The 13,365-nt window shown below is 51.0% G+C and carries 7 protein-coding genes; 3 read left to right on the top strand and 4 right to left on the bottom strand.

The window, feature by feature from the left end; genetic code table 11:
- From H5715_RS00570 to H5715_RS00585, 4 genes are all read right to left on the bottom strand, one after another.
- Positions 1-2,547: a circularly permuted type 2 ATP-grasp protein gene (locus tag H5715_RS00570; protein ID WP_075186073.1), complete on the bottom strand. Its 2,547-nt coding sequence runs from the start codon at positions 2,545-2,547 to the stop codon at positions 1-3.
- Positions 2,548-2,640: 93 nt separating this feature from the next.
- Positions 2,641-6,042 (bottom strand): transglutaminase family protein, encoded by a 3,402-nt coding sequence (locus H5715_RS00575; protein WP_075186072.1) that lies wholly within the window; start codon positions 6,040-6,042, stop codon positions 2,641-2,643.
- Positions 6,043-6,138: 96 nt separating this feature from the next.
- The gene (locus H5715_RS00580) at positions 6,139-7,074 is read right to left on the bottom strand and encodes an alpha-E domain-containing protein (protein ID WP_075186071.1); all 936 of its coding nucleotides are present in this window, start codon (positions 7,072-7,074) and stop codon (positions 6,139-6,141) included.
- 13 nt (positions 7,075-7,087) lie between these two features.
- The gene (locus tag H5715_RS00585; protein ID WP_075186070.1) at positions 7,088-8,530 is read right to left on the bottom strand and encodes a circularly permuted type 2 ATP-grasp protein; all 1,443 of its coding nucleotides are present in this window, start codon (positions 8,528-8,530) and stop codon (positions 7,088-7,090) included.
- 345 nt (positions 8,531-8,875) lie between these two features.
- Between H5715_RS00585 and H5715_RS00590 the strand changes: the two genes are divergently transcribed.
- From H5715_RS00590 to H5715_RS00600, 3 genes are all read left to right on the top strand, one after another.
- Positions 8,876-9,478, top strand: coding sequence for a DUF6436 domain-containing protein (locus H5715_RS00590; RefSeq protein WP_139309793.1), 603 nt, complete (start codon positions 8,876-8,878; stop codon positions 9,476-9,478).
- Between the two features lie 91 nt (positions 9,479-9,569).
- Positions 9,570-11,075, top strand: a complete 1,506-nt coding sequence (locus H5715_RS00595; protein WP_075186069.1) for a methyl-accepting chemotaxis protein — start codon at positions 9,570-9,572, stop codon at positions 11,073-11,075.
- A 244-nt stretch (positions 11,076-11,319) separates the two neighbouring features.
- A complete protein-coding gene (locus tag H5715_RS00600; protein ID WP_075186068.1) occupies positions 11,320-13,359 on the top strand; it encodes a hypothetical protein in 2,040 nt (679 codons plus the stop codon).
- The last annotated feature ends 6 nt before the right edge of the window (positions 13,360-13,365 follow it).

Below are 13,365 nucleotides of genomic sequence, written 5' to 3' on the forward strand. Positions count from 1 at the left end.
TTAATCCCAGTTGCTACGTACTAATTGCTGTGGTCCCACGCGGTGATCGAAGTATTTATCACTGATATCGTTGCTGAGAATGGAAAGCACTTGTTTCAGGTTGCGTAAAAGTGCTCGCATGTGCGGGCGTTTGTTGTCTTCAATACTCGACAGCTCGTTTATGAGTGACAGGCGTATTGCCGTTTCTCCCGAGAGTACCGTGCGTTCTTCTGCGCTGAGTTCAATACTTGTTCGCGGCCGCTGCAGGGTGGCGATTTGGTTTTTCAGTTGGTCGAACTGGAACAGCAGGGAGCGCGGATTGGAGGTGTCCATCATCACCAGTTCTAGTGTTCGGCTAACGCTCATGCGCGTGCGGTAGCGGCGGCGATAACTGATCAGTGCTTCGACTGATAGCAGTAGGCTTTCCATTAAGGTTGTCTGCTCGTTTTCCGGCAGTACCGGCAGCAGTAGGTGTTCCATAATACAAACGGTTTGTGCTGCCCGTTCGATACGGCGGCCCATTTCCATAAATTGCCAGCCAATGCCGCGTACCATGCTTTCCTGCGCTAGGCCTGCGAGGGCCATTAGCGCTGTTACTAGTGGGTCGAGTGCCTCTTCCGGGGCCGAGCCCACGCCGCCACTCAGATCGCTTTCCAGGTTGTCTAAGGTATCTCGAATATCGTTAATGACACGCAAAGTATCGGATGAAAACTGTTCTTTGGATTCATCGGCGCTGCTTAGCATGGCATTTAAGCTGGAGTGAGCACTGCCTGCCCGCAGTGGATCTTTAACTACGAGCAGCAGCTCTTCTTCCGGGTGGGCCAGCATTTCGGGCGGGCAGTTTTTAAAGCCGGGCAGAGTGGCGGTGACGCCGGTGACTGTCTCGAGCAGGTGTTTACGGCTTGCTGCGGAGATGGGTTCTTCTGCGTTGAGTTTCATGAATACGGTGCGCAATAAGCGTAGCGAGGCTTCGGCGCGTTCGGCGTATCGTCCCATCCAGAATAGGTTTTCTACCACTCGGCTGGGTAGGCTAACCTGTTGTGTATCGCCGGGTTGGTGTCCGTCGTCGACGCTAATATCGCTGCTAATGGTACGTTCGGGTTCGGAGGCGATGACCCAGGTATCTTTGCTTTGGATGCCGATCTGGCTGGATATTAAGCATGCACCTTCGCTTGCGCCGACACGGGTAAGGCCGCCGGGCATGAGGGTGTAGGACGTGTCACAGGCGACGGCAAAGCTGCGCATAATGGATGGGCGCGGTTGCAAGCTGCCGTCTTCAAAGGTCGGCAGATGTGTTGCGAGCAGGGTCGGCTGGGCGACGTAGTGTGCTGGCTGGGCTTTTAGTTTTGCCAGGAATTGCTCGCGCTGTTTCGCGTCCAGATCGGCAATACGGATGCTGGCTTCGCCAGAACCCCGGTATACCGGTTTGATGACTAGTTCTTGTAAGTTAGCATTCACATACTCGAAATCCTTTGTGTCACCGCACCAGTACGTAGGTACTGACGCCATGCGCGGCTCTCGCCCGAGCAGTGTTTTGCTAATGGCGGGCAGATATTTGAGCAGTATCGGGTTTTCTAGCACGCCGGAACCCAAGGGGTTGGCGATTACTACGCGGCCAGCGCGAACGACTTCAAGCAGGTTGGGCACACCCAGCTGGGAATCACTGCGCAGTTCTACCGGGTCGCAGTACCAGTCGTCGACCCTGCGCAGGATGACATCGACCCGGTTGAGCCCGTCGAGCGAGCGCATCCAGACAAAGCCGTTGCGGACCACAAGGTCGCCGCTTTGTACTAAGGGGAAACCCAGGTAGTTGGCGAGGCAGGCGTGCTCAAAATAGGCTTCGTCGTGGGCGCCCGGGGTGAGTAGTGCTATACGTGGCTGGTCGTGATTGACTGATAGTGATGTGAGTTTTTGGCGCAGCCGCTGAAAAAATGCGGCGAGCCTATGAACTTGACTGTCGCGAAATAGGCTAGGTAGCACGCGTGACATCACGGTGCGGTTTTCCAGTGCGTAGCCCATGCCGCTGGGTGCCTGGGTGCGGTCAGTGAGTACACACATCTCACCGGTGGGGCCGCGCACGAGGTCTGCGGCGTGCAGAATTAATTCGTGCTCGCCGGGCATTTCAATGCCGTGACAGGCGCGCAAAAAACCGCCGTGGGCAAATAGGGCTTCTGGTGGAATCAGGCCGTGGCGGATCAGCTCTCGCGGGCCATACAAATCTTTTAGCATGGCATTGAATAGCTCTGCGCGTTCGAGCAGGCCGGATTCAATTACCCCCCACTCTTCGCTGCTGATTAGCGTTGGTACTAGGTCTAGCTCCCAGGTGCGGCTGGGGGCGTTTTCGTCGCCGTAGATATTGTAGGTGGCGCCATCATCACGAAGAATGCGCTGGGCTTTTGCGTGACGCGCGCTTAGCGCTTCAGGCCCTAGGGTTTTCAGGCTGTCGAGGAGGTAGGTCCAGTGAGCTTTGGGTTTATTGTCTGTGCCATAGACCTCATCAGCCCCCAGGGTACTGGGGCTGTAGGTCAGTTCAGACGACTGGCTAGAAGATTTAACGGCTTTAGACACTGGGTTCTCTCATTGATCGGTAAAAACTGCTTTCAAGCATAGCAATTTTGGGGAGCGAGAGAATACCTGATCACTGCCCCGGTGCCTATCGCGCTATTTATTCCATACTGGTTTGGTCATTGCCCACTGCGGTTTACAGCGTAGATCCAGTGTGTGGGGGTATTCGCCGGGTGGATCTTCCTCTGGCGGTGCCATGGGCTCGGGCGGATGCTGATTGGGGAAGAACTCGCGCAGGGCATCGGTGTCGGGCCTGGGCGTTACTGGCCCGGGTGTATGGCCCATGGGTTCGAAGCGGTTGACTCGACGGCTTTCTGCTTCAAAGGCATTGACAGGGAAGGCGTCGTAACTGCGCCCGCCGGGGTGCGATACATGATATGTACAGCCGCCAACGGATTTGCCATTCCAGGTATCAATTAAATCGAAAACCAGTGGTGTATTTACGCCAATAGTGGGGTGCAATGCCGAAGGCGGCTGCCAGGCCCGGTAGCGAATGCCGGCAACATATTCACCTTGTTTACCGGTGCTGTTAAGCGGAACACGGCGTCCGTTGCAGGCGAGAACATGGCGGTTATCGGTAAGGCCGCTGAGGCGAACCTGTACCCGTTCTACAGAGGAGTCCACATAACGTGCGGTGCCAAAGCTGCCGACTTCTTCGCCCAGTACGTGCCAGGGTTCGATTGCCCATCGTATCTCGATTTCCATATCGTTAACTTCGACGCGGCCGTAGTGAGGGAAGCGGAATTCTTCGAAGGGTAGCAACCATTCTTCACGGAAGAGATAGCCGTGGTCGTTCAGGTCTTGCACAACCTCTTTGATATCGGCCCATACGTAGTGGGGCAGCATAAAGCGGTCGTGTAGCAGGGTGCCCCAGCGTACCAGCGGTTTTTTGTAGGGCTCTTTCCAGAAGCGGGCCAATAGTGAACGAATAAGCAGTATTTGCACGAGTGCCATGCGGCTGTGGGGCGGCATTTCAAAGCCGCGAAACTCGAGAATGCCCAGGCGGCCACTGGCGGAATCCGGCGAGTAGAGTTTGTCGATGCAGAATTCTGCGCGATGGGTGTTGCCGGTGATGTCGATAAGTAGGTTGCGCATCAGGCGGTCTACCAGCCAGGGTTCGGTCACCTCACCATCGGGCATCTGCCGGAACGCGACTTCCATTTCATAGAGCATTTCATCCCGGCCTTCGTCCATGCGCGGTGCCTGGCTGGTTGGCCCGATAAAGGCGCCAGAAAACAGGTAGCTGAGGCTGGGGTGGTGCTGCCAGTAGGTTACTAGGCTGCGCAATATGTCGGGGCGACGCAGAATAGGGCTGTCGGCTGGAGTGGCTCCGCCGAGTGTAATGTGGTTGCCTCCGCCAGTGCCGGTGTGGCGACCATCGAGCATGAATTTCTCGGTGGCCAGGCGCGATTCGCGCGCGGCTTCGTAGAGTTCTGTGGTGGTGGCGACCATTTCGTCCCAGTTGTTGGCGGGGTGGATATTCACCTCAATTACGCCTGGGTCGGGGGTTACCAGCAGTTTTTGTATTCTTGGATCTCGTGGTGGCTCGTAGCCTTCGATAACAACGGGGATATCCAGTATTTGCGCGATCGTTTCGATGGCGGCGATTAATTTAACGTAAGCTTCCAGAAATTCTAGCGGTGGCATAAAAATATGTAGCTTGCTGTCGCGAACTTCCAGGCACATGGCGGTGCGCACTACTTCATGCGTTTCTTTAACCTTGGTTTTTTTGTTTGTTGTTTTATGGCTTGTATCTTTATCGAAATCGACTTGTAGATCCTGCTCTATCGATTCGAAGTGCATATCATCACGCTTCTCGAGAGCGGAGCGCTCTTCAAAAGGGTCGCGTTCTACGTCCTGCTCACGCTCTTCTGTCCAGGGCAGGGATTCGAGAGGTAAGCGCAGGCCCATGGGCGAGTCGCCGGGAATCAGTACAATGCGTTCGCGGCGCATTTCCCAGATGCTGCTTTGCCACTCTTGGGTTATCGGGTTTAGGGCGATGGGCAGAACAAAGCCGGTGGGGCTTTCGAATCCTTTTTCCAGCAGGCGCGAAAGCCGCTTGCGGGCAAGATCATCTTTCATCACTTTGCTGGTTAGTAAATCGATATTCGCCGGCAGACTTTGTGCCTGCGCCAGATAGTGCAAACCATCTTCATAGGCCGCTTGAGCATACTCGGGATTGAGCCCCAGAATGCGCGACAGGTATTTGGCGAAGCGGTGGGATGTTTTTACATCGTGGTCGTATTGCTTGTCGATACGCGCCAGGTATTTCGGGTTGCGCCAAAGCGTTTCGCCATCCTTGCGCCAGAACAGGCCAAGCGCCCAGCGCGGAACTTCTTCTCCGGGGTACCATTTACCCTGGCCGTAGTGGAGTAGGCCCTTTGGTGCGAAATGATCGCGCAGGCGCAGCAATAAGGATTTGGCTAGGCTGAGCTTTTCTTTGCCGAGTGCGCCGGTGTTCCACTGCGCTGATTCCATATCGTCGATGGAGACGAAGGTGGGCTCTCCACCCATCGTTAGGCGTACATCGTTTGCGTCTAGTTCGGCGTCGATGGCCTTGCCCTGGGCCAGAACTTCTTGCCACTGGCTTTCGCTGTAGGGCTTGGTTACGCGTGGGTCTTCTAGGATTCGTTTAACGTTGTTTTCAAATTCAAACTCTACTTCGCATTTGTCGGTATAGCCGGAAATGGGGGCTGCTGAGGAGGGGTTGGGGGTGCAGGCAAGGGGAATATGACCTTCGCTGGCAAATAGACCGGAGGTAGGATCAAGCCCTACCCAGCCAGCTCCGGGTAGATAAACTTCGCACCAGGCGTGGAGATCGGTAAAGTCTTCCTCTGTGCCAGAGGGGCCGTCCAGCGCTTTTACGTCGGCTTTTAATTGCACTAGATAACCAGAGGCAAAGCGCGCGGCTAGGCCGAGGTGGCGAAACAGCTGAACCAGCAGCCAGGCGCTGTCCCGACACGAGCCTTTACCTTTTTCCAATGTTTCTTCCGGGCTTTGTACTCCGGGTTCCATACGAATAAGGTATTTGATTTTCTCTTGGATTAACTGGTTAATCATGACCAGGAAATCGTTGGTGCGTGTTTTTGTGAGCGGAACGCTTTTTAGCAATTTTTCAAATAGTGGGCCGCCCGGCTTTTTTTCGAGGTACAGCTGTAGTTCCTGTTTGACATCATCTTCATATTCAAACGGACACTCTTCGGCGTATTCTTCCAGAAAGAAATCGAATGGATTGATAACCGTCATATCGGCCAGCACTTCCACTTCTATGGAAAATTCGCGGGTGCGATTGGGGAAGACCAACCGTGCCAGGTAGTTTCCAAACGCATCCTGCTGCCAGTTAATAAAATGGTCGGCTGGTTTTACCTTCAGGCTATAACCACGAATAGGCGTGCGGCTGTGGGGAGCCGGACGTAATCTCACAACATGAGGTGACAGAGTGACCGGGCGGTCAAAGGTGTAGTAGGTATTATGATTAATCGCGACGCGTATGGTCATTGGGCACCTGATAAAGTGAATTCAGTGTTGATATCGAAATATTGGGTTACGGCTATTCAAGCTTATGCTTTAGGGCCGCGCTTGCAGCCCTTGGTGTTATTCAAAAGCAGGGAACCAGGTTTCAGCAATTTTCTGGTGAATACTGCCAAGTTCTGTTTGTAAATCGTTAAGGTAGTCGCGAAGCGGTTCACCCAATTGTTCGTAGTCGACCTCATCGAATATATTGACTTGCTTTTCTTGCAGGAAACTCACAATGGTTTTCGAGTGCGGCAGGCGACCGGCCGAGGAGGTAATGGTGTGCAGGTTGTGGGCAATGGTGCGCGGGTAGACTGGGTCTTCGAGCAGGTAGTACACCACGGCATCTCCTTTTACCGAGTTGCGGGTGGTGCGGCGGTAGGATTGGTCTGCACCCAGTGAGCGCAATACATTGCCCCAGATAATCTGGCGGCTGTTTACCGCGTTATCATCGTCTACGACTTGTAGCACCGCCGCTATGCCTGCATCCAGTATGCGGGTGGTCATGTCGGCGCGCTCCAGACTTCGGCCGAGCCGCAAGAAATCCCAGGCGGCATCGTGAGCCATGGTTGTATATAGCAGCCCCTGTATTTGATGGCAGCCTTTTATTACGCCATCTAAATATTCGTGGCGCTTGCTGCGGTTAATACCCTGTTGCAGGTGTTCGTGAACATAGAGGCTCAGTTCGTTTGTCAGCTCCCAGGTATCTTCCGGAATAACATCCCGGGTGGTTCGCACGTTTTCGCGAATCATTTTTAATGCCGAAACGATCGAGGATGAATTGGATTCGTCACCAATTAAAAACTTTACCACATTGCGTTCGTCGTGAATTTTGTAGCGCTCTTGAAACTCTTGTTGCGCACTATTAATGGCAATTAGGTTAAACCAGCCAAAGTTTACTGATCGAGGCAGGTCAAACAGTAAATTGTCATACACTCGAATCAGTCGAGCGGTATTTTCTACGCGCTCAATGTAGCGGGCTGTCCAGTAAACGCGTTCAGCAACTTTTGATAACATTAATTTATGCTCCTTAGGCGTCCACGATCCAGGTATCTTTACTGCCGCCACCCTGTGACGAGTTGACTATCAGCGAACCTTTTTTCATTGCCACGCGGGTTAATCCTCCTTTGGTAACATAAGTACTTTTCGATTGTAAAATAAATGGGCGTAAATCCAAGTGGCGCGGCTCTAGTTCGTTTTTATCGACAATGGTCGGTGCCGTAGACAGTTTAAGCGTTGGCTGGGCTATATAGTTACGCGGGTTTGCCTTGATGAGTTCGGCAAAGGTTTCTCTTTCTTTCTTTGTGGAGTGCGGCCCTATCAGCATACCGTAACCACCGGATTCATTTGCGGGCTTTATTACCAGTTTGTCCAGGTTTGCGAGCACATAGTCGCGCTGCTTTTCGTCGTAGCAAAGAAAGGTTTCCACGTTGGGAATTAATGGCTCTTCATCGAGATAATATTTTATTACCTGGGGTATAAAGGCATATATGACTTTGTCGTCGGCCACGCCTGCTCCGGGGGCATTTGCTAGGGCGACGTTGCCTTTTTGCCAAACGCGCATTAGCCCGGGTACGCCCAGCACCGAATCTTTTTCGAAGACTTCTGGGTCCAGGAATAAATCGTCGATGCGTCGATAGATAACATCTACCTGCTGCAGACCAGAGATGGTTTTCATAAAGACATGATCGTTCTGTACCACTAGGTCGCTGCCTTCTACCAGTTCGGTGCCCATTTGTTGGGCGAGGAAGGCGTGTTCGAAATAAGCGGAGTTGAAAATACCGGGGGTGAGAACGACGATTACGGGCTTTTTGATTTTTCGTGGCGACAGCGCTTCCAATGTATCGAACAAGCGCGCGGTGTAATCGCCTACGGGCAGGATATCAATTTCTTGAAATAGCTCCGGCAATACACGCTTGGTGATGGCTCTGTTTTCGAGCATGTAGGATACGCCAGAGGGGACGCGCAGGTTGTCTTCCAGCACATAAAACTCACCATCGTCGGCGCGCACCAAATCAGTGCCGCATATATTGGCCCACACGCCAAAAGGGGGCGTAATGCCTTCGCACTCTTTGCGATAATTCGCAGACTGCTTGAGTACGAACTCGGGAATGACTCCATCTTTAATGATTTTCTGTTCGTGGTAGATGTCATTAATAAACAAGTTGATGGCGGTCAGCCGCTGCTCCAGACCTGCAGCGGCAACTGCCCACTGTTTGCTGGAAATGGTGCGGGGAATAATATCGAAGGGCCATGCTCGGTCGATATTGCCGCCTTCTGTGTATACCGTAAACGAAACGCCCATTTCTTTTATGGTGCTTTCCGCCGCCAGCTTGCGCGAGGCAATATCTTCCTCGCTAAGCGAACTCAGGTGGGAAACCAGTTTTTTAGCGGGTTTTCGGGCATTGCCTGGGCTACTCATCAATTCGTCGAAAAAGTCGTTTGGAGAATAGTCTTTCCAGTTAATTGTCATCGGTCTAAATGCGTCCTTTTGCATCGATTACATTTACGGGCTGTCGTTTGATCGGTGAGTCCGTACTTGAGCAACGACTGTCTGGAGTGTGTGAAGGCCGATATATGGCGCGCTCCAGGCAGGTGGTGAATAAATACGACATTTTGGTTTCATTTATATGTCATAGGCCGTTATTACCTATCTTGGTTACACAAAAATGTCACTTTGTACTTTATAGCCTATGCAGGCATTGGGCCAAAAATAAAATCTCGGTTTAGCCGGCTTTTAAGCTGTACATCCGGAAGGACAAAAAGTCTCGAGTGAAATTTTCAGGCTAGACTTAAGTACTTATCTGAGATGTTTATTATGGCTAAATGCCTTACTAAAAAAGCGGTTAATGGGAAAATGTTCTTTGCGGCATTGTTGGTTGCCACATGGGCATTGTTAACGCTGCTTACCTTTTGGTGGTACGACATTCGTTTGTTGCGTCCCTTTGCTGAGACAACGGTTTTTTTTGAGGCGAAGTCGATTGCCGTGCCACAGGAGTTTTTGGGTAAAGCCTCCGTTAAGGTGGTCCATTTTTATGAACCGGGTTGTTACTGCAACGGCCCCAATCTGGAGCACCTAGAAAAGCTTATACAGCTTTATGGGGAAAAAAACATCGAATTTTTTGTTTTACATAAAGAAAAGCCAAAAGTTCATTCTTCGGTGGCCGATAGCTTGTTGGTTGTTGATGCCGCGACCAATCACGAGTTGTATCAACTTGTTCCCAGTAGCCCGGGTGTTGCCATTTGGGATGCAAACAACAAGCTGACCTATTTTGGCCCCTATAGCCTTGGGCCCACCTGCAATAGTCCCGATGGGTTTGTGGAGGGGGTGTTGGACGATCTCATATTGGGGCGGTCCCCGGTGGTTACATCTACAATTGGTTCAGGCTGCTTTTGCAACTGGAAAGAAAACAGCGCTTAGAGAAGTTGTGATTAAGTCAGTATTTGAGATCGAGCAGTATCTGTCTGGACTTGATCAGAGGTTTATCATTCTTAATTAAGAAGATACGTTTATGGAATCACCAAAGTCTGCTCTGCATGGGCATTACGTTAAAGCCGATAAGTTGATGCTGATTATTAGTTATCTACTTGCCGTGTTCGCGCTTGTTCTTGCGCCGCGCTATGGCACCTGGGGGCCCGCATTAATTATTGGTATCGGAACCCCCGTGATGTTAACGGTGTTGTTTCAAATTGCGTCCGGTACGCGTCTTATGCGTGTGGTGACGGCTGTCGCGTTTATGGTTATGACGGCGCTACATATTCACCAGGGGCATGGCATGATCGAATACCATTTTGGTGTGTTTGTGCTTATTGCCATATTGCTTTTTTACCGCGACTGGGTACCGACATTAGTTGCGGGGCTAACTATTGCCGTTCACCATGTTTCGTTTTTTATATTACAGAGTGGTGGCAGTGAAGTTTATTTGTTGAGTGAAGACAACAATACTTTTTCTATCGTGATGCTGCATGCAATGTATGTGGTGGTGGAAACGGCTTTGATTTGTTGGATGGCTCTGGATTCCGAAAATGATGCGCTGGCCACTGTCGGCCTAGCAATGGCTATTGACGAAATTACCACTGATCCACAATCGTTGGATTTAACTTACCGTTTAAACAACGAGGCGGTGAAAACCAGTGTTGAGTTTGACGAGTTTATGTCTACCACTGATATTTTTATTGGTAGTGTAAAAGGTCTATGTGGTGAGCTGGGGGCTTCTGGTGATGAGCTGGCTTCTATTATTTCGGATATGAAGCAGGATGTAGAAAGGCAGCATAAAGAAACCGATATGGTTGCTACGGCAGTTGAAGAAATGTCTATGTCTATACGCGCTGTCGCGAATAACGCTGCGAATGTATCTCAGTCTTCCGAGAGTATAGGTCTGGATGCTCAGGAGGGCGCCAAGAACAGTCAGTCGGCGTTGTCGGCAATTGAGAATCTGGCTGCACAAATTAACGATACTTCGAGTGCGGTGGAATCGCTTGCAAATGAATCCAGTAGTATCGGTTCGGTGCTCGATGTTATTCAGGGTATTGCGGAACAAACGAACCTTTTGGCTCTTAACGCGGCGATTGAAGCGGCAAGGGCAGGGGAGCAGGGCAGAGGCTTTGCCGTGGTTGCCGATGAGGTTCGCACCTTGGCTTCTAAAACACAGGAGTCTACCGGTGAGATTCAATCCATTATTCAGAAATTACAACAGCTCAGTAATAATTCCGTAGAAAGTATGCACAGCAGTCAGGCGCTGGTAAATCGGTGCGTGGAATATAATCGTAAAGCTTATGATGTGTTGCTGAGCGTAAGTGGTAAATTGGAGGATGTTAGCCGCCTGAACTCTATGATCGCTCAAGCGACTCACGAACAGGAATCGGTTGCAGACAGCGTCGCACAGAATATTACGCAAATTGCCGCTTTTGGAAATTCGTCAGCCGAAGACGCTAGAGTTTTGGACGAAAAAAGTAAGCGTATGACGGCGATGACGCAGGATGTTCAATGCCGCGTAAGCAAATTCAAAACGTCCTAATTTATATAGGTTCTGTCGTTTTGATACTGCACCGTACTTGAGGCGACACCTTAAATAATCGATACGTGCTTACACTGCTCTCGCCAGTGTAACGGTATTGGTTTGTTGTAAAACGTTACAAAACTTTACCGATCCTTAACGCAACTTTTCGAACCCTTAACCCAACTTATTGGTCTTATCTTTCAAACTGACTCGTTTCGATAGTGTTTGCTGTCGACCTCTATTTGACCAAGAAGGGCTTTCCATGAAAAGAGTATTGTTGGGTATATCTATTTCGTTTTTACTTCTACTGCTGCAGGCGTGCGGGGGAAGCGGTGGTTCTAATAGTGATGATGAAACAGACACTACACCCGATGCCTTTTATTTTACCGATCAATATGGTTTAGGTTTAGGGATTTATGTCGAGTCCAATACTCTGGAAATTAGTGGTATCGATGCCGAAACGGATATTAGTATTGAGGGTGGCGAATATTCGATTAATGGAGGTGAGTTTACCGATCAGGATGGGACGATTATCGAGGGGCAAAATGTCACTCTTCGCGTACTGTCTTCGGAAGATTTATATACGTCTGCGTCTGCCGTTCTGACTATTGGTGATGTGTCTGACACCTTTTATGTGCGTACGACGTCACTGGGTTTGAATGTACGTTACAATTTTAAAAGCTTAAGTTTTTATTGGCAGGAAGTGGGTGCGGCGACCTACTATCGCTTGTGGTATCAGCCCCATGCAGATGCGGATTTCGAGCAGGTTGGTCGCGATTTGGATGCATCAACTACCGGTACGCGAATGGAAATTGCGGTTCATACGTTTGACTGGTTTAACGCACAGTTTAAGTTGGAAGCCTGTACTAATACTGAATGTTTCTCAACCCGAAGCGTTGGCGTTGTTAACGAGCGCAGCAATGCTGTGGGTTATGTTAAATCGGCCAATACCGAAGCGTTCGATAACTTTTCGTTTGTTGCCTTAAGTGCTGATGGCAATACCCTTGCGGTTGGCGCGCCAGCGGAAGATGGTAATGCTGGTATTGATGGTGATCTGGGTAGCAACGCCGCTTCTGGTGCGGGTGCCGTTTATATCTACAGGAAAGAAGGGCTGGATTGGACGTTCCAAACCTATATTAAAGCGTTAAATGCCGAGGCGGGCGACGCTTTTGGTTCGGCTTTGAGTTTAAGTGGCGACGGGAATACCTTGGCTGTAGGCGCACCCTTTGAAGCGAGCAGCGCTCTTGGGGTTGATGCTGACGATGCCGATAATAGCGCTGCAAATGCTGGGGCCGTATACGTTTACAAGCGTATTGGGGATATCTGGCTGGCGCAGAGTTATATCAAGGCGTCTGATACGGCTACGGGTGATTTGTTTGGTTCGTCGGTAGCTCTGAGCACTTACGGTGAAACCCTGGCGGTGGGGGCGCCGGGTAAAGCTAGTGGTGAAGGTGCTGCTTATATTTATACTGCCGGTGAAGAGAGTTGGTTACCCCAGGCGGATTTGTCGGCAAGTAATGCCGAGGCGGGCGATAGTTTTGGCTATGCGCTGGCATTAACGGCTGATGGTGATGAGTTGGTTGTCGGTGCTCCCTATGAATCATCCAACAGTACCGGTCTTAATATGGATCAGGCCGATAACAATGCACCCTTTGCCGGTGCCGCTTATGTGTACGCTCGCACAGGGAGCGATTGGCAATTTGACAGTTATATCAAAGCCTCCAATACGGCTGAAAATCAAATGCTCGGTTCAGCCGTGGCGATAAGTGCTAACGGTAAAACTCTTGCTCTAGGGGCGCCGGGTGAAGCCAGTAATGCTTACGGGGTTAACGGTGACGAGAGCGATACGTCTTACCCTGGCTCTGGCGCGGCTTATGTGTTTTCTCGTGATGCCTCCAATGGCCTAGTTCAGCAGGCCTATATAAAGGCGTCCGACGGCGATCTTGGCGACAGCTTTGGTTCCGCCCTGAGCATTAACGCCACGGGTAAGCTGCTTGTGGTAGCGGCACTCGGTGAAGATAGTGCTAATGATGCTGTCGACAGCAACGACTCCGATAATTCCGCCGTGGATGCGGGTGCAGCTTACGTGTTTGCGTTGGATGAGAGTCAGTGGCAACAGCTACGCTATGTAAAAGCGCCAAATACGGATGCTGGAGATAAGTTTGGTTCTTCAATCTCTCTGGACGCCTCTGGAAAGGTGCTGGCGATAGGGGCTCCGGGCGAGGACAGCCACTCCACCGATGTGGCTTCTAGTCAGGGTAGTGATGTTGAGCAGGATAGCGGTGCCGCTTATCTGTTCTAAAGCTTG

It is taken from the genome of Teredinibacter haidensis (genome assembly GCF_014211975.1).
Taxonomy (GTDB): domain Bacteria; phylum Pseudomonadota; class Gammaproteobacteria; order Pseudomonadales; family Cellvibrionaceae; genus Teredinibacter; species Teredinibacter haidensis.